The 22,032-nt window shown below is 64.3% G+C and carries 13 protein-coding genes and 1 pseudogene; 7 read left to right on the top strand and 7 right to left on the bottom strand.

Features of this window, described 5'->3' with window-relative positions:
• Nucleotides 1-28: 28 nt before the first annotated feature.
• The 4 genes from CHB90_RS03890 to CHB90_RS03875 form a co-directional block, all read right to left on the bottom strand.
• Nucleotides 29-1,213: an HlyD family type I secretion periplasmic adaptor subunit gene (locus tag CHB90_RS03890; RefSeq protein ID WP_089276549.1), complete on the bottom strand. Its 1,185-nt coding sequence runs from the start codon at nt 1,211-1,213 to the stop codon at nt 29-31.
• Nucleotides 1,210-3,381 (bottom strand): ATP-binding cassette domain-containing protein, encoded by a 2,172-nt coding sequence (locus CHB90_RS03885; protein ID WP_425426587.1) that lies wholly within the window; start codon nt 3,379-3,381, stop codon nt 1,210-1,212. Before CHB90_RS03885 ends, CHB90_RS03890 begins: the two co-directional genes overlap by 4 nt.
• 44 nt (nt 3,382-3,425) lie before the next feature.
• Nucleotides 3,426-4,742 carry a TolC family protein gene (locus CHB90_RS03880; protein WP_245823157.1) on the bottom strand — a complete coding sequence of 439 codons (1,317 nt, stop codon included), beginning with the start codon at nt 4,740-4,742 and terminating at the stop codon, nt 3,426-3,428.
• Nucleotides 4,743-4,832: 90 nt separating this feature from the next.
• Nucleotides 4,833-9,815: an Ig-like domain-containing protein gene (locus CHB90_RS03875; RefSeq protein WP_089276548.1), complete on the bottom strand. Its 4,983-nt coding sequence runs from the start codon at nt 9,813-9,815 to the stop codon at nt 4,833-4,835.
• A 330-nt stretch (nt 9,816-10,145) separates the two neighbouring features.
• Here CHB90_RS03875 and CHB90_RS03870 point away from each other — a divergent pair, with 330 nt between their 5' ends.
• Nucleotides 10,146-10,640 (top strand): flavin reductase family protein, encoded by a 495-nt coding sequence (locus CHB90_RS03870; RefSeq protein ID WP_089276547.1) that lies wholly within the window; start codon nt 10,146-10,148, stop codon nt 10,638-10,640.
• 205 nt (nt 10,641-10,845) lie between these two features.
• Entirely contained in the window at nt 10,846-12,186 is a 1,341-nt protein-coding gene (locus CHB90_RS03865; protein WP_089276546.1) for a cytochrome-c peroxidase, read from the top strand.
• Nucleotides 12,187-12,204: 18 nt separating this feature from the next.
• Here CHB90_RS03865 and CHB90_RS03860 read toward each other — a convergent pair whose 3' ends face one another.
• Both CHB90_RS03860 and CHB90_RS03855 read right to left on the bottom strand, forming a co-directional pair.
• Complete coding sequence (locus CHB90_RS03860; RefSeq protein ID WP_089276545.1) at nt 12,205-12,666, bottom strand: NUDIX hydrolase; 462 nt, start codon at nt 12,664-12,666, stop codon at nt 12,205-12,207.
• A 280-nt stretch (nt 12,667-12,946) separates the two neighbouring features.
• A complete protein-coding gene (locus CHB90_RS03855; RefSeq protein WP_089276544.1) occupies nt 12,947-13,873 on the bottom strand; it encodes a LysR family transcriptional regulator in 927 nt (308 codons plus the stop codon).
• 153 nt (nt 13,874-14,026) lie between these two features.
• Between CHB90_RS03855 and xdhA the strand changes: the two genes are divergently transcribed.
• The 5 genes from xdhA to guaD all read left to right on the top strand — a co-directional run bounded on the left by xdhA (nt 14,027) and on the right by guaD (nt 21,714).
• Nucleotides 14,027-15,484, top strand: a complete 1,458-nt coding sequence (xdhA, locus tag CHB90_RS03850; protein ID WP_089276543.1) for a xanthine dehydrogenase small subunit — start codon at nt 14,027-14,029, stop codon at nt 15,482-15,484.
• A gap of 12 nt (nt 15,485-15,496) precedes the next feature.
• Nucleotides 15,497-17,809, top strand: a complete 2,313-nt coding sequence (gene xdhB / locus CHB90_RS03845; protein ID WP_089276542.1) for a xanthine dehydrogenase molybdopterin binding subunit — start codon at nt 15,497-15,499, stop codon at nt 17,807-17,809.
• 4 nt (nt 17,810-17,813) lie between these two features.
• On the top strand, nt 17,814-18,662 hold the full coding sequence (gene xdhC, locus CHB90_RS03840) for a xanthine dehydrogenase accessory protein XdhC (RefSeq protein ID WP_089276541.1): 849 nt from the start codon (nt 17,814-17,816) through the stop codon (nt 18,660-18,662).
• A 67-nt stretch (nt 18,663-18,729) separates the two neighbouring features.
• On the top strand, nt 18,730-20,301 hold the full coding sequence (locus CHB90_RS03835; protein ID WP_089276540.1) for a xanthine/uracil/vitamin C permease: 1,572 nt from the start codon (nt 18,730-18,732) through the stop codon (nt 20,299-20,301).
• Between the two features lie 75 nt (nt 20,302-20,376).
• On the top strand, nt 20,377-21,714 hold the full coding sequence (gene guaD, locus CHB90_RS03830) for a guanine deaminase (RefSeq protein WP_089276539.1): 1,338 nt from the start codon (nt 20,377-20,379) through the stop codon (nt 21,712-21,714).
• A gap of 66 nt (nt 21,715-21,780) precedes the next feature.
• Here the strand turns inward: guaD and CHB90_RS26930 are convergent.
• A pseudogene (locus CHB90_RS26930) lies at nt 21,781-22,032 on the bottom strand (hypothetical protein); the annotation flags it as partial.

Raw genomic sequence — 22,032 nt, 5'->3', positions numbered from 1 at the left:
CAGCGCCGCCGCAGGCGGCCCAATTGGATCAGGGTTCCCGGAACGCCTCGCGCGATTTGTAGAGCGGCTTCAGCAGGTACTGCAAAACGGTCTTTTCGCCGGTGTGCAATTCGGCCTGCGCCTGCATGCCGGGACGGATTTCCATGCTGACCTGCCAGTCCGTCATGGACGACATGTCCACCCCCACCGTCACCTTGTAATGCGGCTCTGACTCCGGTCGCCGCTCATCCTTGAAGGTATCGGCAGAGATCACATGAACCCGCCCCTTGAGCGTGCCATAAATCGTATAGTCATAGGCCGTCAGCTTGATCGTCGCCTCCTGCCCCGGACGGATGTTGGCGATGTCCTGCGGGCGGACCTTGGCCTCGACAAACAACTCCTCATCCACCGGGATGATCTGCATGATCTCTTCACCCGGTCGCACCACGCCGCCGATTGTCGTCACCGACAGCTTGTTCACCACCCCGTGCATCGGCGACATCAGCACCGTCCGGTTCAGCTGATCCTGCGAGGCCTTCAGGTTCTGTTGCAGCGTCGCCAGTTCCTTGAGCGTTTCGGAATACTCCTCGGCCCGGACAAGTTCCGTCTGGGTGATAATCTCATCATAAGCTTTTTGAGCATCCGCATGGGACCGGCGGGCGCGTGTGACCTCGATTAGCGCGACCACTTTCTTGTCCAGCAGATCCTCCATCAGCTTGCGCTCGGACGCGGCCTGTTCCAGCACCCGTTTCGTGCCCTCGCGCCGTTTCAGATAGTCCGACTGACGCGCCGCCAGCAACGCCTGCTCAGAGGCCACCAGCGCCGGAGAGCGCGCCGCGACCTCCGGCGGCACCTCGACCACGGATGCCCCCTGTAGCTCTGCCTCCAGCCGCAGGCGACGCACCTCCAGCGCGGTGATCTGGTCGCGCAGGTCATCGACAGACGACCGGAACTGCGTGCCGTAAAGCCGCGCCAGTACATCGCCGCGCAGCACCTCGTCGCCTTCCTTCACAAGCAATTCCGACAGGATACCACCCTCAAGGTTCTGGATGATCTGCGGACGTGAGGAAGAGATGATCTCTCCGTCGGCGCGCACGATCTCATCCAGCCAGGCAAAGCTGGCCCAAAGGATAAACGCCCAGACTGTCAGCGCGCACAGCCAGATCGTCAGAGATGGCCCCTTTAGGTTCCGCGCCAGTTGCGCTGACAGGTTGGTGGTTGTGGTCGCCATCATGCCACTCCGGTCTGGGTTGTGCGCAGATGATCCAGCACCTGATCCCGCGGGCCGTCGATCGCCATCCGGCCGTTGGCCAGGATCAGCGTGCGCGAGGCCAGGCTGAGGATCGGCACGCGGTGGGTCGCAATCACCGCCGTGCGCCCGTCCAGCCAGCTTTCCAGCCGTGAGATCAGCGTCTTTTCCAGCGTCTGATCCAGTGCGGCGGTTGGTTCATCCAGCAAGCAGATATCAGGATCCTGCAACCACAGCCGCGCCCAGCCGATGGATTGGCGCTGTCCGACAGACAGGCCCTCACCGCCGTCACGAATGTCCAGGTCCAGCCCCTTGGGGTGCGCCTTGACGAATTGACCAAGGCCCGCAAAATCCAATGCCTCGAACAGCCGGTCGTCGTCGCGTTCCAGCAGGCTGAGATTCAGGTTGTCGCGCAGCGTGCCCTGAAACAGGCGCACGTCCTGCCCCAGATAGCCAATGGCGCGGCGCAGATCCTTGGGGTCGATCTGGGCCATTTCGGTGCCGTCGATCATCAGCTTTCCGCTAACGGGCGAGTACAGACCCGACAGCATCTTCAGCAGCGTTGACTTGCCCGACCCGTTTGCGCCCAGAACAGCGACCACCTGCCCCGGCTGGATCACCAGTTGCGACAGGTCCAGCACCGCCGCCCCCTCGGGGTCATAGCGATATGTGGCGTCGCGCAGTTCATACTGCCCCTTCAGCTTTTCACGCCGCAGGTAGGTGCGCGTCGCAGATCGGTCCTGCGCCACATGCGCCACCGCGTCCAACCCGTCCAGCGCCGCCTTGACGTTGCCCCAGCGGGCCAGAATGCCCGACAGTTGCGTCAGCGGGGCCAGTGTCCGCGAGGACAGGATGCCAACGGCGATGATCGAGCCCACGGTGAACTGCCCGGCAAAAACCAGATAGGTGCCGGTGATGACGGCGGCCACATAGGTGCCTTGCTGGATCGCCTGGCTCCAGAAGCCCAGAGACGCCGCCAGCTTGCGCTGGTCCGAGCTTTTGAGCGCCTGAACGGCAGTCAGTTCCTCCCAGATGCGGGCGAAACGATCCTCTGCGCGCTGCGTCTTGATCGTGTCCAGCTCTACCACCGTTTCCTGCAACAGGCGGGATTGCTTGGCGCTGGCGCCCTGCATTTCCTGCGTCAGGCGGATCATGCGTTTTTGCAGGAAAAAGCCGGGAATGACCATCAACAGCCCGCCCGCAATCAGCACCCAGACGACACTGCCCGCGATCGACCAGACCAGCAGCAGAAAGACAAAGATGAACGGAATGTCCGCCAGCGCGCCCACGGTGGAGGCGGTAAAGAACTCTCGCACCGATCCAAATTCACGCATGGCGGAAAACAGCTGCGAGGGCGACCGCCCCGGCAGGTCCGACCGCATTCCCAGCAGGCGTTTCATCAACAGCCCCTGCACACCCATTTCGATCTGGCGCCCGGCCCCGTCCAGCAGTTGTGACCGCGCGACCTTGAGGAACGTCTCCAGCAGCAGCGCCATGCCGGCGCCCGCCGCCAGCACCCACAGGGTTGCCTCGGATTGGTGCGGGATCACCCGGTCATAGACCTGCAATGAAAACAGCGCGACAGAGACGGCCAGCAGGTTGGCGACAAAACTGCCCAGCGCCACCTCGGCGAAATGCTTGCGGAACCGCAGGAACTGGCCCCAGAACCAATGTGTCTCTGCCTCAAGGCTGGCGTGACTGTCCGACAGCGCCTGAACCGGGGCTTCGGCGCGCAGGATCTCACCGGAAAAGACGGACCCGAATTCCGCCAGCCCGACGTCGGACCGCCGGTGGGCTGCGCTTTCGTCGTAGATCGTAAGCGATCCGCCCTCTTGCGACAGAACAAGAACGGCCTGCCCGTTGCGCATCAACGCCAGCGCGGGCCAAAGACCGGGCACCAGCGTATCCGGCGCATCCCGAAGCGACAGCAAGCCCGCCGCCTCCAGCCCTGCCTGCAAGGCAGCGGTGCCATAGCTGTCGCCGTCTCCGGCCTTTTGCGACAGCGCCTCAAGGATATCCGCCTGTTTCGCCTCGACACCCAGCCGTCCGGCCAGCACGCGGATCAGCGCGGCGCGGGCGCGGGCGCGGTCGGTGTGGCGCGGCGCGCGGCGGGCCGTGTTGGCGACCGTTCCGACCGGCACCGCCCGCAGCATCGCCTTGCCTGCTTTTCCGGCCATCTGGAGCACGCTGTCCTGGGTCACAATTGCGCCCCTTCTGCCAGTGCACCACGCAGCCGGGCCAGTTCCAGCTCCGCGCGCGCGGCCTTGTATTTCAGGTCAATCGCCCGCTCTAGCGCGGCGGCATAGGTTTCATACACGCCCACCACATCCATGACTTGCCGCTGGCCGCCGTCGTACTGGCGTTGGAAGAGATCAAGGTTCTGCTTGGCCTGCCGGGTCAGCAGATCGGCCTCTTTGGCCTGTCGCGTGTACGCCGCCAACTGGCTGGCCTGACTGCGGATGGCGCGCTCTGCGGTTTCCTCGGCTTCGACGATCTTGCGCGCGGCGGCGTCCTTGCTGGCCTCGATCGCCTTCAGGTCGGATACGGTGCCCAGCGAAAACAGCGTGTCTGACCCGATGTCCAGACTGCCCGCCAGTGCCGATTGCCCGCCAGAGCCGCTGGCCACAAGGCTGGGCAGATGGCTGGCGCGGGCGATCCGGGCCTCTGCCACGGCGATGTCCCGTTCGGCCTGTGCCCGCAACACGCCCAGCGCCGGGCCGCCCGAGGCATCGCGCAATCCACCAAGGCCGCGAACATCGCTCAGCGGTGTCGCGGCCATGGCGTCCAGTTCGGCCATGGCGGTGCGGGCGGTTTCCTGCGCTTCGCTGCGGCGCGCGCGGATGCTGGCCAGTTTCTGGCGCAACACGTTGAGATCGGATGTATCGGACACGCCGCCTTTGACCCGCTCATTCATGATCCATTCAAAATGGGTCATGTCCTTGAGCGCGAATTCCAGGTGGGCATCCAGTTCGCGGCTTTCCTGCGCGCGGACATACAGCGTCAGCGCGTCATTCACGCGCCGGTTGCCATCTTCGACCAGTTTGACGGCGGCCAGTTCGACGTGGGATTTCGCCAGATCGCGCTCTGCCTGCTTGCGACCATTGTCGAACAGCACCTGGTTGATCACCAGATCGGCAACAAAATCCCCCAGAGAGTTCAGAGAGATGCGCGGCCCGATGCTGGGCAACCAGTTGTACTTGGCCGCCTCGGCGCGCATCCGGGCGATGTGCAGCTCCGCCTCTGCCACCCGCGAGTCCGAGGCGATAACCGCATCGGCAACCCGCGCATAGGGCGTCCCCGGCTCGACCACAGAGCCGCGCAGAGACAATGCATGAATGATGGGGGCGGCCACAGCTGCATCGGGGCGTGCCGCAGATGCTGCACGCGTGACCGTTTCCTCCGCCGGTGGATCAGCGCGCCCGCCAAAGGGCAGCCCCGCTGTCATGTCCTTCATGCAGCCCGAGAGCGTGACCGCCAGGGCGATCAGGCTCAGGCTCCGCCTGCCTATGCTCATCCGTGCCCCCGTCTCGGCTCGATTTATCGTTATGTAGCGGGATCCGCGGCCCGGTTCTGTGCCGGGCCTGCGGACGGTACTGGTACGCAATTACACGACGCCATGGACCTGCGTGATGTCGTCGTCGATCAACAGGCGCGCGTCGCCCAGGGTAAAGACGTTGAAGCCTTCGCCATTGACGGTCTCTGTTCCCTGCGCCGACGCCCCCGTGATGGTCACGCTGTCGTCAGATCCACCCCGGATCGTGACAGTGTCAGTGGTGTCCGACAGCGCCTTGATCTGCGCCTCTGTGATGGTCAGGCTGCTGTCTTCGGCGAAATGCAGGTCGATGGTATCGATCTGGAAATCCGACAGCGCGTCGGCAATGTTGTCGGACATCAGCACCGTGTTGGTCGCCGGATCATCGGTGACCAGATAAGACCCCGAGGTGTTGCCAGCCGCGTCGGTGGCAGCAAGGACCAAGTGCGTGCCATCCGGAACCGACCCGGTGAGGTCGATATAGGTCTGGCCCAGTGCCGTGATATCCGTGCTGGCATCAATATTGACCGCCGTCACATCCGGCGTCCCCGACGGGTCATTGAGTTGACCGAGGAAGACATCGTCGGTGGTGATCTCCGTGCGGATCAGATCCACACCAGAACCGTCGCGGCCATACCCGACCCAGCCCAGCGCGTCGGGCGCGTCTGTATCGACGTTCAGCGACTCTGTGATGGCGCGGGTGTTACCCGCCGGATCGACTGCCTCGATCAGAACCGGGGCCGATTGGGTGCCGGTGGGCATCGCACTTGGCGGGATGTCCACGGTCCAGTGGCCCAGCGCATCGACAGCCGCCACATGGGCCATGCCTCCCACGGTGACCGTGACGGTCGATCCCTCTTCGACAGTGCCGGTGAGGGTGACGCCCTGACGGGCCTCTGCCGCGTTGATGACGTTGTCCGGCGTGACCGGGTCTGCCGACATGGTCAGGGTGTTCACCACAGTGTCGATGGCAAACCCAACCGAGGTCGTGGCCGTGTTGCCCGCCGCATCCGTGGTGTTGATCACCGCCGATGTGGCTTTTTCGCCCGTGGGGATCTCGGCGGCGGTGAAACCGACGCTCCAGTTGCCGCTGGCGTCGACGCTCGCGGTGTGGGTGACGCCCTCGAACGTGACGGACACGGTGCCGCCCGGCTCTGTGGTGCCGGTCAGGACAAAGCCGTCGCTGGCCTCATTCGCGTTGATGACATTGTCGCCCTCGACCGGCGTGCCGGAGGCGGCAAAGTTCTGCACTTCGGTGTCGATCTGGACGCTGTCTGTGCGGGTCAGGGTATTGCCCGCGCTGTCGGTGATCGTGGCCGAAATGGCGGCGGTATAGGTGCCCGGCGCGATCTCACCGGGGGCATAATCGACAGACCAATTGCCAGAGGGGTCGGTGAGAACCGAATGGGTCACGCCGTTCAGCGTCACGTCGACCATCTGCCCTGCATCCGATGTGCCGCGCAGGGTCACGCCGTCCGACGCCTCGACCAGGTTGACCACATCGTCGCCTTCGACCGGGGCGGGGCTGATGGTCAGCGTACCGGCATCGGTGTCGATGGTGACGGGCTGGGTGATGGTCTCGACGTTGCCGGCCGGGTCCTTGGACACGGCGGTCAGGGTCACGGTCTGCTCTCCCGACGGCAGTTGCCCCGCATTGAACGCCGCGGACCAGGTGCCGCTGGCATCCACCGTCGCCTGCACCGTATGGCCGTTCAGGGTCAACGTGACGCTGCCGCCCGGCTCTGTTGTGCCGGTCAGGGTCAGGCCCTGCGCCGCCTCATCGGCGTTGATCACCGCATCCGCCCCGCCGGGGGTAGAGGTGATGGCAAAGTTGCGCACCAGAGTATCGACGTCGATGCTGCCATTGGCTGTCGCCGTGTTGCCAGCCGGATCGGTCGAGACGGCGGTCACGTTCAACGCCCGTTCCCCGGTGGGGATCTCGGCAGTGGCAAAATCGGCGGTCCAGCTGCCGTTGGCGGCAACCGTGGCCTGATGTGTCACGGTGCCCAGCGTCACCATGACGGTGCTGCCCGGCTCTGCCGTGCCCGTCAGTGTCACCCCGTCGGCCCGTTCGGCGGCGTTGACCACGCCGTCGCCCTCGACCGTTGCGGTCATGACGGCAACATTGGTGGTGGTGTCGATGGCAATGCTGCCCGTGGCCGTGGACACGTTGCCCGCCCCGTCGATCGAGGTGGCCAAGACATCCAGCGAGGTTTCGCCCTGAGGGATTTCAGAGGCCGGGATCACAACCGACCAGTTGCCGTTGAAATTGATGGTCGCGTCATAGGCGGTGCCATTGACCATGACGGTCACGCTGGACCCTGCGGTCGTGGCCTCTGTATAGCCGGTCAGCAGTACACCATCGGCGCGCTCGGCGGCGTTGACCACGCCATCCCCCTCGACGTTCGAGGTGTAGACCTCGACGTGGTTGGTGACGTCGATCTCGAACCCGCCCGAGGCGAGGGCCATGTTGCCCGCCGCATCCGTCGAGACAACAGTGGCCAGAACCGCGATGCTGTCCGCTTGGCCGGCATTGGTCGGCAGGACGCTGGCCGGGAAGGGCATGGACCATGTGCCGTCGGAGCCGACAACCGCGCTGGCCGACTGGCCGTACAGCTCCAGCGTCACGGTGGCGCCGGGCTCTCCGGTGCCGGTGAAGGCGATCATGCCTGCGTGTTCCGTGCTGTTGACGATGCCGTCCACCGCGACAGTGGAGGTGTCGATGGTCAGCGCGATTTCGGTGTCGATCCCCACGCTGCCCGTCGCCGTGACGGTGTTGCCCGCCGCATCAGTTGCCGTGGCGCTGATGTCCATGGAGGTGGTGCCAGAGGGCAGGTTCCCTGCGGGGACATCCACCGACCAGTTGCCGGACGCATCCGCCGTAGCGGTGTAGTCAAAGCCGTTCGCGCTGACGACAACGCTTGCGCCCGCCTCGGCGGTGCCGGTCAGGACGGTGCCATCTGCAGCTTCGGCGGCATTGATTACGCCGTCACCTTCGACGGTGGCGGTGTTCAGCGTCACGCCGATTTCGGTGTCGATATCGACCGTCCCGGTCTTGGTGATCGTGTTCCCCGCCACATCCGTGGCCGTGGCGGACACATCCATCGTCGTGGTGCCTCGGGGCAGGCTGACCGACGGAATGTCAACGGACCAGCCGCCGCCCGCATCCGCCGTGACTGTATAGCTTGCGCCATTTGCGGTCACGACAACGCCTGCGCCCGCGTCAGCGGTGCCTGTCAGGGTGACGCCCCCATCGGCCTCAACCGCGTTGATCACACCGTCGCCCGCGACGGTGCCGGTGTTGATCGTCAGGCCGATCTCCGTGTCGATTGCAACGCTGCCCGATGTGGTGACAGAGTTGCCAGCCCCATCCGTGGCAACCGCCGTGATCTCTAGCGACGTCGTCCCGCGTGGCAGGCTGACCGAAGGAACATCGACCGACCAGCCGCCGGTTGCGGTGGCCGTGGTGGTGAAGCTGTCGCCGTTGGTCGAGACGACAACCGTCGCGCCGCCCTCGGCGGTGCCGGTTACGACACCACCGCCGTCAACCTCGACCGCGTTGATCACGCCGTCGCCGCCAATGGTTGCGGTTTCGATGGTCACGCTGGTTTCGGTGTCGACGTCAAAGCTGTGGCTCATGGTGGCGACGTTGCCCGCCGCGTCGGTCGAGACAATCTGCGCCGTGGTCTGATAGGTGCCGCCGGGCAGATCGCCCGCGTTGAACGTCACACTCCAGCTGCCATCCGCTGCAGCGGTCGCGCTGTAAGTCACGCCTTCAACCGTGACAATGACCGTCGCCCCCGCGTCCGTGGACCCGGTGAAGGTAAAGCCTGCTGCAGCCTCGGCCTCGGCGATCACGTCATCGCCGGTCAGCGGCAGATTGGTCAGCGAAATGCTGTTTTCGGTGTCCACCTCGACCACATCGACAACGGTCGTGCTGTTGCCGAAACGGTCCGTCGCCGTGAGCGTGATGTCCTTGGTATAGGTGCCCGGAGGAAAGATGGTGCTGTCAAAGTCAAAGGACCACCCGCCATCGGCGCCAACTTCGACCACCTGCGTGGTGCCATCGACGGTGATGGTCACGGTTGACCCCGGCTCTCCCTCACCCGTGACGGTGACGCCATCGCTCTGGTCGTCCTCATTGACAATGACGCCCGTGGACACGGTGCCATCTGTGACATCGATCGGCGGCGGCGTTGTGTCGATCTCGAACGACGGACCGAAAAGCTCGGACACCGTGCCGTCGGGGTCTGTCACGATCACCGGGATATTCTGATAAATGCCGTCTGGCGGGAAATTCTCGCCTTCAAAGACAATTTCCCAGACGCGATCATCGCCCGCGACACCGGTCAGGGTAATTCCGCCGATGGTGACCATGATCTCAGAGCCGGGGTTGGCCGTGCCGGTGATGGTAATGCTGGGCGTGTCGCCGCCTGCGATATCATAGCTGGCCTCGGGATCGTCCACGGTCGGCGGGGTCCATCCGACAGTGCCACCACCGCCGCCGCCGCCGCCACCGCTGCTTACGCCACCGCCCAACAGGGCCGCGCCGCCCAGCGCCGCCGCGCCAAGGCCCGCAGCACCGATCCCGCCAAGGCCCAAAAGACCGGCCGCCAGCATGCTGACGTCGTTGTCACCACTCACCACCACGGGCGCTTCGGCGACCACGGTCGGTTCATTGATAAAGATCAGCGCGTCGTCCGGGCTCCATTTGCCCCAGCTTTCGGTCGGTCCGTACTGGGCAAACAGCGCGCCGCCTTCGGCCTCGACAAAACTGACTTCGTTGAGCACGCCGTCCGAGCTGAGGAACAACCGGCTGGCCATCCCGCCGCCGTCGTCAAAGTAACCCTCAAGGACAATCACCCGCCCGTCGGCCAGGGTGATAAGCAGATCGTTCGCGGCGCGGTCGTATCCGCGCACGTCGGTCTGGCTGATGTTCAGGGAAATATCCTGGCCGCCGGTCGCACCTATCAGGAACCCTTTACCGTCCCCATCAACTGCGCCACGCTCAACGTCGCCCGTACGGGTACGGGTCACGAAATTAATCGCGTTCATAATTTGCACCGCTCTACCTCTGTGCTCACCTTGTTTGGGTCGGCAAGCTTGTTATTACACTTCGCGAATTATCTTATTTTCGGAAACGTCGCTACTGTCAATTTCCCGAAGTCCCGGAAATGAGGGGGAATTGGGCCGAAAAACCACAACATTGCGGCCAGTTGTGACAAAAATGTGGCGGGTCACGGTGCAAGGCCACACAGAACCGACGCTAACCCCGCATCGGCGGAACATTCTGGACCGCGCGTCCCACATCGAAGAAAGTGCCCGCCAAAATGTCAGAAAGACGCCGGCGCGCCCACCGAGAGACAGCCGGGAAAGCAAGAGTTGATGACGCAAAACTTTGATCCAGCAAAGGCCGGCAGCCGCGCTTTTCGCGATGCATTGGGCCGTTTCGGAACGGGGGTGACCGTCGTCACCTGCATGACACCCACTGGACCGCTGGGCATCACCGCCAACAGTTTTTCCAGTGTCTCGCTGGATCCGCCCCTTGTGCTCTGGGCCCCGGCCAAGTCGTCGTCGCGTTATCCGTTTTTCATGGCCGCGGATCGTTTCGCCATTCACGTCATGGGGACCGCGCAGTTTGACCTGTGCACGGGGTTTGCCCGCAGTGGCGACGCGTTTGACCGAACAGACTGGACGACAAACGCATCGGGAGTGCCCCTGATCGAAGACTGCCTTGCCCGGTTCGAATGCCGACAAGTGGCTGCGCATGATGGCGGCGATCATGCGATTGTCGTCGCGCATGTGGAACGGGCCATGGCGCGCGACGGAGCACCCCTGCTGTTTCATGCCGGGCGCTACGGCAGCTTTGCCCCGACCTGAGCCCACGCCAGCCGAGTCGCGCCAATGCCGACCGAATTGGCGGGACCGGGCGGCGTGGACGCATTTCCCGAAGACGAAACCTGTTGTTTGCAATGAACAAATGAGATTGCGAAACATCGGCTTACTTCCAAAACTTGCCAAGCCGCCACAGAATGATCACACTTTTGTTATCCGCTAAGTTCCGGCATTTCAGAACAGGTTTGGCATGTTTCGCATTTTTCACACACCTCTCTTTCTCCGGTCCTTGCGGGCCGGTTCCGCAGCCCTTCTGACGTTGTTTCCGGTCGTCGCGCAGGCCGATGCGATCCGGTCAGCGGACTACCTGACCTTTGACCAGCAGCAGGCGCAGCTAGGCCAATTGCTGTTTTATGACAAGATCCTGTCAGGCAATCAGAACATCAGCTGCGCCACCTGCCACCACCACTCTTTGCACGGTGCCGATGGCGTCAGCCTTGGCATTGGCGAAGGCGGTGCCGGGCTTGGCGCACACCGCACTCCCGGCGACGGTCTGACCCGGATATCCGAACGCGTGCCGCGCAATGCGCCTGCATTATGGAACCTTGGGCACTCCGGCGTGCGTGAGATGTTCCATGACGGGCGGGTCGAGATAGCGGATGACACCGGCACCCGGTTCAAGACACCCGCCGGGGCCCGCACGCCCGAAGGGCTCAATTCAATTCTCGCGGCACAGGCGCTGTTTCCAATGAGTTCCGCGACAGAGATGGCGGGTGCCCCGGACGAAAACCCGGTTGCGGCGGCATTTGCGACGCGGATCGATCTTGGCTGGGCCATGGTGGCCGATCGCGTCCGCGATGTGCCTGAATATCAGGAACAGTTCATTCGCGCCTTTCCCGGCGTGCAAACGGCGCAGGACATCACCATTGTCGAGATCGTAAATGCCATGGCCGCCTTTATCGGCACCGAATGGCAAAACCATGACAGCCCCTATGACAAGTGGCTGACGCTGGGCGAACCTCTGTCGCCGCAGGCGGAACAGGGGCGACAGCTCTTTTTCGGGGAGGCGGGATGCGCCGGGTGCCACAGCGGGCCGCTGTTTTCAGATCAGGCATTTCACGCCGTGGGCGTGCCGCAATTCGGTCCGGGCCGCCCGTTTGACGGGGACACCATCCCCCGGGATCTTGGCCGCATGGAAACCACACGCGACCCCGACGACGCGTACAAGTTCCGCACCCCCAGCCTGCGCAACGTCGCGCTCAGTGCGCCCTATGGCCACAACGGCGCCTATCCGGAATTGCGTGACATGATCCGGCACATGTGTGATCCGATCACCGCGCGCAAGGAATGGACACCGGGCATGGCACGGCTGCCCAACGTGGACTGGCTCAACGACCATGACTTTCGCCTGATGAGTTTCGGCGACGAACTGGCCGATCAGATCGCCTATCTGGACATCGCTCCGGTCGAGATGGTCGACAGCGACATCGACGCGCTAGAGGCGTTCCTGAACGCCCTGACCGGAGAAACCGCCGACAAACGCCCGATGGGGCGGCCTGCCAGCGTGCCAAGCGGCCTGCCGGTGGATTGATCCCGCCCCGGCTGCCGTTCAGGCCATGCGATCAATCAGCTTTCGGATGGCCGGCACCTTGTGCGGGTTCTTGTGCAGGCTTTGCAGCAGTTCCGCCAGGTCCGGTTCATCCACACGCAGCGCCGCCGCCTTGGGCGCGAACCACTTGCGCTTGCGCTCCTTGCGCTCTTTCCAGTCGCGCATCAGCTTTTCGACGAACATCGGATAGACCTCGACCAGACAAGGGATCACCTGACCGTCGTCCAGCACCTTGCCATAGCGATAGGTGCCGATCATCTCGTTGCCGATATGCCCCTTGGCCCCGGCCTCTTCCAGCGCCTCGATCTCGGCGGCACGCCAGGGTTTCTTGCCGTCCATCTGCCAGCCTTTGGGCATGACCCATCGCCCCGTATCGCGCGAGGTGACCATCAGCACTTTGACTTCATCCTTGGCATCCCGCCGCATGGGCAGGGCGGCGATTTGCTGGCCGTGTTCCGGCACTCGAGTCCTCCTTGGGACACCCTGTCTGGCCCGACGCCTCTCGACGCGCGCCATCATCCGCCCCCACCATATATTTTTCACGTTAAGTGAGGAGAGCTGCCAGAGACCGCTCCCGATACGTTTGGCGCATTTAATGGAATTGAACGTTTGAACATAGGGCCTGTCGTGGTCTGGTCAAAAAAATACTGTCTTTGGCAAGCATGGTCTGGCACGCAATGCCTGTTGGTCGCGGGGGACGCCCTTGTCGCGGGGCGTGCCCCTTGCCCGTCGATCTGTGCGGTCAAACCGGGGCCGCAGAGCTCATCTCCTGTTTCATGGCGGCCACGGCGCGATCCGCGACAAAGTCCACAAACAGCCGGATCTTGGGGTCCTGCAGTTTTCGGTGCGGATAGAGGCAGCCAAAGATCGACGGCACCGGGCGTGCCTGCGGCAACACCTCGACCAGCCGACCGGACTCCAGATGGTGCGCCACGTCGAACAGGGGCTTATTGGCGATCCCGGCCCCCGCCAGCGCCCAGCCCGTCAGCACGTCGCTGTCATCGGCGTCATACTTGCCCGACACCTCGAACTTGCGCTGACCGTCCGGCGTGTCGAGCAGCCAGAAATACTCCGGTGAACGCGGGTAGCGCAGCAGCAGGCAGTTGTGGCCGCGCAGCAGATCCTCGGGAAATTGCGGCACGCCGTATCGTTCCAGATAGGACGGCGCGGCACAGAGTACCCGGGCACAATCGGCGAACTTTCGCAGTTTCAGGCTGGAATCGTGCGGCGTGCCGACAAACAGCGCCAGATCCATGCCATCTGCCAGAATATCCACCTTGCGGTCCGACATCCGCATCCGGATGCGGATGTCCGGGTGCCGGTCGACAAATTCCGGCACCAAGGGCGCGATGATGCGCCGCCCAACGCCCAGCGGCGCGGTCAGGCTGATCGTGCCGCGCGGTGCCTCTGAAAACCGCGCCACAACGGCCTCTGCCTCATCGACCGTCTCCAGCACGCGCCGCGCCTCTTCGTAGAACTGTTTGCCCACCTCGGTCGGCGTCAGCGACCGGGTGGTGCGGTTGAACAGCCGAACGCCCAACCGCTGCTCCAACTCCTTGATGCGCTTGCTGGCGACGGCAGGGGTCAGGCGCTGATCGCGCCCGCCAGAGGTGATGCTGCCCAGTTCCACCACCCGGACAAAGACCCGCAGACTTTCAAGATAGGCCATGGCCCGCCCTCCTGTGACGCCCGAAACAGGCGGTCAGGCCAGTCTACTATTTTCAACGATCCGTTGAAAGTATTTCCCAACACGCACCGTTTTTCGACTCAGTGAGCGGGGGTAGCGTTGTCTCATCCCTTCCCCAGCCAGAGCGGAGCCCCGATGGACCAGCAGACCGACATCCGATTTCTCCTGAACGGACAGGAGATCATCGCCCGCGACGCGCCCGCAACCCGGACGTTGCTGGACTTCCTGCGGATCGAACAGCGCCTGACCGGCACCAAGGAGGGCTGCGCCGAGGGCGACTGCGGCGCCTGCACCGTGCTGGTGGGACGTCTGCAGGACGGCGCATTGCGCTATGAGACCGTCAACGCCTGCATCCGGTTTCTCGCCTCTCTCAACGGCTGTCATGTGGTCACAGTGGAACACCTGACGGGGCCAGAGGGGCGTCTTCACCCGGTTCAGCAGGCCATGGTGGACCATCACGGCAGCCAATGCGGCTTTTGCACGCCCGGTTTCGTGATGTCGCTTTATGCGCTCTGGATGCAAACCCCGCAGCCCACCGTCACAGAGGTAGAGACCGCCATTCAGGGCAATCTCTGCCGCTGCACCGGGTATGAACCGATCGTAAAAGCGGCGCTGGCGGTCAATAGCTACGGCAGCCCCGTCCATGACCACCTGACGCGTGAGCGTGACACGATCACCGCGCGCCTTGCCGCCCTGCAACCGGCGGGCCGCGTCGTCACCGGACCGGATGACGACCGCGCCATCCTGCCCGCAGACGTGGACGACCTGGCACAGGTGCTGGCCGAGACACCGCAGGCGACCATTGTCGCCGGGGCCACGGATGTGGGCCTGTGGGTGACCAAGCTCATGCGCCCCATCTCTCCGGTAGTGTTTGTCGGCCATCTGGAGGAGCTCAAGCGCATTGACTTGACCGACACGGCGCTGACCCTTGGCGCGGGCGTCACCTATTCCGAGGCCGAGAGTGCCATCGCCACGGCGTTTCCCCATCTGAACGACTACTGGGCGCGCATCGCCGGGTGGCAGGTGCGCAATATGGGCACGATTGGCGGCAATATCGCCAACGGCTCTCCCATCGGGGACACGCCGCCCGTTCTGATCGCGCTAGGCGCAACGCTGACCCTGCGCAACGCCGCCGGACAGCGCACCCTGCCGCTAGAGGCGTTCTTTATCGACTACGGCAAACAAGACCGTGCCAAGGGCGAATTTGTCGAAAGCCTGAGCATTCCGCGACCACAACCGGGCCAGATCAACGCCGCCTACAAGATCTCCAAACGCCGGGATGAGGATATTTCCTCTGTCGCGGCGGGCATCAGCGTCACCCGGACGGGGGACATCATAACCGACGCGCGCGTCGCCTTTGGCGGCATGTCCGCCACGCCACGCCGCGCCCGCGCCGCCGAGGCCGCCCTGATCGGGCAGCCCTGGACCAAGGCCGCATTTGACGCCGCCGCCAACGCGCTGAGCCAGGATTTCACCCCGCTGTCCGATTGGCGCGCCTCTGCCGATTATCGCCTGCTGGTCGCGGGAAACCTGCTGCGGCGGTTTTTCCTTGAACAGGACGGTCAGACCTCCGTCCGGCTAGACGTTGCATAAAGGAGCCCCGCCATGAAAGACCTCTCCCCCCTCACCGGCGCGGTACATCACGACCGGATCCACGACAGCGCCATCAAACATGTCACCGGACGCGCAGATTACACCGACGACATCGCAGAACCCGCAGGCACGCTGCATGCCTATCTGGGCGTTGCCACCGTCACCCACGGCACCATTCGCACGATGAACCTTGACCGCGTGCGGCAGGCCTCCGGCGTTGTGGACGTGCTGACCGCGCGCGATGTACCCGGCGTCAATGACCTCAGCCCCACGGGCCGCAATGATGAGCCGATCTTTCCCGACACCGTCGAATACCACGGCCAGCCGATCTTTGCCGTCATCGCCCACAGCCGCGATGCCGCGCGCCGCGCCGCCGAACTGGCCGATGTCAGCTATGACATCCTGCCCCACGCCACCGATGCGCTGAGCGCGCAGGCGGCGGGCCTGCCGCAGGTCACCGACCCGCTGAAACTGGAACGCGGCGACGTGGCGGCGGGACAGGCCACCGCCCCGCACCGGATCAAGGCGCGCATGACTGTGGGCGGGCAGGATCACATGTACCTAGAGGGTCATATCGCCTTTGCCATTCCGGGTGAGGACGACGACGTGATTGTCCACTGCTCGACCCAGCACCCCAGCGAGGCACAGCACATGGTCGCCCATGCGCTGGGTGTGCCGCTGAACGCGGTCACGGTGAACGTGCGCCGCATGGGCGGCGGGTTTGGCGGCAAGGAGAGCCAGATGAACCTGTTCGCCGCCGTGGCCGCCATCGCCGCCAAGCGGCTGCACCGCCCGGTCAAGATCCGCCCCGACCGCGATCAGGACATGACCGCCACCGGCAAGCGGCATGATTTTGTGATCGACTACGATGTGGCCTTTGACGACGATGGCCGCATCCACGCCGTCGACGGCCATTTCGCCGCGCGCTGCGGCTATTCCTCGGACCTGTCGGGGCCGGTGACGGACCGCGCGCTGTTCCACGCCGACAACGCCTATTTCTACCCGCATGTCCGGCTGACCTCACGCCCGCAAAAGACCAACACCGTGTCGAACACCGCCTTTCGCGGCTTTGGCGGCCCGCAAGGGGTCATCGCCGCCGAACGGATGATCGAGGAGGTCGCCTACGCCCTTGGCAAAGACCCGCTGGAGGTGCGCAGAACCAATTTCTACGGGACAGAGGGCCGCGACCTGACGCCTTATCACCAGCAGGTCACGGACAATATCATCGGACGGGTGGTCGATGAACTGGCAGACAGCGCCCGGTATCAGGCCCGCCGCGCCGAGATCCTGCAACACAACGCGCAGGGCGGCATCCTGCGGCGCGGTATTGCGTTGACGCCGGTCAAGTTCGGCATCTCCTTCACCGCCACCCACTACAATCAGGCCGGGGCCTTGGTGCATGTCTACAACGACGGCTCCATCCACCTGAACCACGGCGGCACAGAGATGGGTCAGGGGCTGAACACCAAGATCGCGCAGGTTCTGGCGGATGCCTTCCAGGTGGATTTCGACCGCATCAAGATCACCAAGACCACCACTGAGAAGGTCCCCAACACCTCTGCCACCGCCGCCTCCAGCGGATCGGACCTGAACGGCATGGCGGCGCTGGATGCCGCCGACCAGATCAAGGCGCGGCTGGTTTCCTTTGCCGCCGAAACATGGGGCGTGGCGGCGGATGAGGTGCGGTTCCTGCCCAACGCGGTGCAGATCGGTGCAGAAGTGGTGCCGTTCGATACCCTCATCCGCCGGGCCTATATGGCGCGGGTGCATCTGTCGGCGGCGGGCTTCTACAAGACCCCGGACATTCACTGGGACCGCGCGGCGGGCAAGGGGCGGCCGTTCTTCTACTACGCCTATGGCGCCGCCTGTTCAGAGGTCACGATTGACACGCTGACCGGCGAATACCGTGTCGACCGGACCGACATCCTGCATGACGTGGGCCGCTCGCTGAACCCGGTGCTGGACCGTGGTCAGGTCGAGGGCGCGTTCCTGCAAGGCATGGGCTGGCTCACGACTGAGGAGCTTTGGTGGGACGATCAGGGCCGCCTGCGGACGCACGCGCCGTCAACTTACAAGATCCCACTGGCCAGCGACCGTCCCCGCATCTTCAACGTCGCCCTGGCGGAGTGGTCGGAAAACCGTGAGCGCACAATCAAACGGTCGAAGGCGGTGGGTGAACCGCCGTTCATGCTGGGCATTTCGGTGTTCGAGGCGTTGTCGATGGCGGTGGCCAGCGTGGCCGACTATCGCGTCTGCCCGCGTCTGGACGCGCCCGCCACGCCCGAAAGGGTTCTGATAGCTGTCGAACGGCTGAAGGCGGGGTGAACCAATGGCGCGCGAAACTCTGTCCTGTTTTCTCAACCGCCCCGGCCCGGTCGTGTGCCTGCACCTGTCGCGTGTGCGCGGCTCTTCCCCGCGGGAGGTGGGGGCGCAGATGTTCGTCACCGCCGAGGCGCTGTTTGGCACCATCGGCGGCGGTCAACTGGAACACCGCGCCATCGACGCCGCGCGGCAAATGCTGCGCTGCGGGGACATGGCGCGCCACCTTGACCTGCCGCTTGGCCCCGAGATCGGCCAGTGCTGCGGCGGACGGGTCGAGGTCACTCTGACGAGGATGAGCCGCACCGACCGGCAAAAGGCCATCGCCGCCGACAGGACCGCGCAAGAGGCACAACCGGCGGTCTATATCCTTGGAGCGGGCCATGTCGGGCGCGCGCTGGCAGGTCAGTTCCAACACCTGCCGGTGCGCACCATTCTGATCGACCAACGCGCCGAGGAACTCAGCCAGTCCGACGCCACCGTCGAAACCCGGCACAGCGCGATCCCCGAATTTGACATCCTGACCGCCCCCGCCGGCAGCGCCTTCATCGTGCTGACCCATGATCACGGGCTGGACTTTCTGCTGGCCTCCGCCGCGCTGGAACGGTGCGACGCCGCCTATGTCGGGCTGATCGGATCGGCCACCAAGCGGGTGAAATTCCGCAACTGGTGCCACACACACTGCGATGGCCTGTCCATCGCGCCCCTGATCTGCCCCATCGGGGCAGCCGGTAGCCGCGACAAGCGGCCAGCCGTGATCGCCGCCTTTGTGGTGGCCGACGTGATCGCGGCGCTGACCTGTGAACCTGCCGAAACCCACCCCGAACGGGGCACCGCACCGCATTTCGCGGCGCAGTGAACAGCGCCGACGCCGGACGCCCTGAGGAGGGACGCGCCCGGTGCCGGATCACAAAGAGGAGGTCCCGATGAGGGATGGGAGTTACACCTACAGGCTGTTTCACCGCAGCGACTTCAGCGCGTTCTGGGCGCTGTTCACCGACAACCTGATCAACCTGATGGTGCTGGCGGGCATCTGCCAGTTCGTCTTTCAGATGCCGGCAGAGATTGTCTTTGGCCGCATCGTGCCGGGCGCGGCGGTTGCCATCCTTGCCGGGATCGCGGTCTATGTCTGGCTTGCCAAACGCGCCGCCGCACAGCATGGCCGCGACGTGACCGCCCTGCCTTACGGCATCTCGACCCCGGTGATGTTTGTCTATCTCTTTGGCGTGATCGGCCCCATCTACTGGAGCACAAATGACCCCGTTCTGGCCTGGCAAGTGGGCATCGGTGCGGGCTTCATGGGCGGCATCGTGGCGGCGATGGGCGCCATCGTCGGCCCTTGGTTGAAACGGGTGACACCGCGCGCGGGCATGCTGGGCACGCTGTGCGGCATCGCGTTGGTGTTCATCGGCACCGTGCCGCTGGCCATCGTGTTTGAGAACCCGTTTGTCGGCTTTGCCTCCATGATCATCATTCTCTGGGGCCTTGTCGGGCGCTTTCGCCTGCCGTGGAACATTCCCGCCGGTCTGCTGGCGCTGATTGTGGGCACGGTTGTGGCCTTTGCCATGGGTGAGGCCACCATCAGCGCCGAGGGCGTCGGCTTTTACCCGCCGCTGCCCTACGTCGGCGACCTGATCGCGGGCATCCAGCATCTGTTTGCCAACCCCGAGCTGTTCCTGGTGCTGGTGCCGGTGCAGATCTACAATTTCATCGAAACCATGAACAACGTCGAAAGCGCCGAGGCGGCAGGCGATCACTATCCGGTCGCCACCTGCCAGATCACCGACGGCGTCGGCACCATGATCGGCGCGGTCTTTGGCTCTCCCTTTCCAACCACCGCCTATATCGGTCACCCGGCCTACAAACGCATGGGCGCACACGCGGGCTATATCATCGGCGTCGGTGCGGTCATTCCGCTGGCCGCCTTTTTTGGTCTGCTGGCGTTCCTCAACAACCTGATCCCGGTGGCCGCTGCCGCGCCCGTGCTGGTCTTTGTCGCGCTCAGCCTTGTGACCAACACCGCCCATTCGGTGAAGCCCGATCACATGGCCGCCGTGACCATCGCGATGATGCCGCATGTCTCGGCCTTTCTCATGGTCAAATGGGGCTCGCTCATGGGCGCGCTGGGGGCCAGCGGCGTCGAGGGTCTGCCGCAACTGGGCGACCCGGCACTGACCGCCGCGCTGCTACAACAGGGCGCGCATTTCGAGGGCCACCTTGCGCTCAGCCAGGGCGCGATCCTGACCGGGTTGATCTGGGGTGCGATCGTGGCCTCGGTGATCGACGGACGGTTCCGCAATGCGGGCGGCTTTGCCCTCGCGGCGGCGGCGATGTCCTCTGTCGGCATCATCCACGGTGCCAGCCTGCATTGGCCATCCTTGGGCGGCGTGTCCGCAGGCTACCTGATCGCGGCGACCTTCCTCTATGTCTACCCGCTGTTCCACCGCGACGGCACCCCCCAGCCCGCGCTGGATGAGGCCACGACCCCGGCAGAATAGCGGACCCAGACCAACCGGGCGGGCCGGACACGGCCCGCCCTCCCCTGCCCTTCCCCCCAAAAACGGACATGCCAAATGACCCAGACCCCCAACCGGGTGCTGCTGCGCGGGCGCATCCTTGATTTCAAGGCAGAGCCGCAGGACGACCGCGACACCGATGCCTTTACCTATCATGAGGACGGCGCGATCCTGATCCGGGACGGCCTGATCGAGGCCACAGGCCCCTATGCCAGCGTTCAGGCGCAGGCACATGACGTGCCGGTGATCGACCACAGGCCGCACCTGTTGATGCCCGGTTTCATCGACACCCACATCCATTTCCCACAGGCACAGGTGATCGCCTCATGGGGAGCGCAGCTGCTGGACTGGCTCAACACCTATACCTTTCCCGAAGAGACGCGGTTTTCAGATCCGGCGCACGCGGCAGACATCGCCTCCAGCCTGTTCGACCTGCTGATCGGGCATGGCACCACCTCGGCAGTGGCCTTCTGTTCGGTCCACGCCACCTCGGTCGATGCGTTTTTCACAGAGGCCGCGCGGCGCAACATGCGCATGATCGGCGGCAAGGTCATGATGGACCGGAATGCATCGGACGGTTTGCTGGACACGCCGCAATCCTCCTACGACGACAGCAAGGCGCTGATCGCCAAATGGCACGGCAAGGGGCGTGCGCATTACGCCATCACCCCCCGCTTTGCCATCACCTCGACGCCCGCCCAACTGGACATGGCGGGCGCCCTGGTGGCCGAACACCCGGACTGTCACGTCCAGACCCATCTCAGCGAAAATGCCGATGAAATTGCCTATACCGCGCAACTTTACCCCGATGCGCCGGACTATCTGGGGGTCTACGAGGCGCATGGCCTGCTGACGCCGCGCACTCTTCTGGGCCACTCCATCCACCTGACCCCGCGTGAGATCGACGTGCTGTCCGGCACCGGCGCCAAGCCCGTGTTCTGCCCGACCTCCAACCTGTTTCTGGGCAGCGGCCTGTTCGATGATGCGGGCCTGCGCGGGCGCGGCATCTGCAATGCCATTGCGACGGACGTGGGCGCGGGCACCAGCTATTCCATGCTTCAGACCCTGAATGAAGGCTACAAGGTGCTGCAACTCCGGGGGCAGAAACTGCACCCCTTGCGGGCGTTTCACTGGATCACACGCGGCAATGCGCTGGCGCTGGGGCTGGAGGATCGCATCGGCACATTGGCACCGGGGACAGAGGCGGACATTGTCGTGCTGGATGCTGGCGCGACGCCCGCAGCGGCGCTCAGGATGGACCGGGCCGCAACCCTGTCCGAAGAGCTGTTCATCCTGCAGATGCTGGGGGATGATCGCGCGGTGGCAGAGGTTTATCTGGCCGGTCAGGCGGCCAAGAACGGCACTGTCGCGGCGCGTGCTCTGGTCGGTGCCTGAGCCCGCGCCAAAACAAAAGCGGCGTGCCCGGCACGCCGCTTTCTACATTGCCCTCAAACGTCACCCTCAGACGTGATTGTCCTTGACCAGCGATCCCTTGGCGTGGCCGGACATGCCGCCAGAGACCTCTTCGGTGGACTCGTCGGTCAGCTCTTCGGGCAGCACCAGGTTGAGCACGATGGCGATCACGGCGGCGGGCAGGATGCCCGATGTCGCCAGCACCTTCATCCCGCAATATTCACCGGCGGTCCGTGTGCGGTGTGATTTCGGGGCGCGGTCGGGTTTCTTGACCTTGCGTGTGGCAGGAAGGGCGATCAC

The sequence above is a fragment of the Antarctobacter heliothermus genome (genome assembly GCF_900188425.1).
GTDB classification, from domain to species: domain Bacteria; phylum Pseudomonadota; class Alphaproteobacteria; order Rhodobacterales; family Rhodobacteraceae; genus Antarctobacter; species Antarctobacter heliothermus.
Note: the sequence above shows the minus strand (reverse complement) of the source record. Positions and strands in the feature narration are given on the sequence as shown.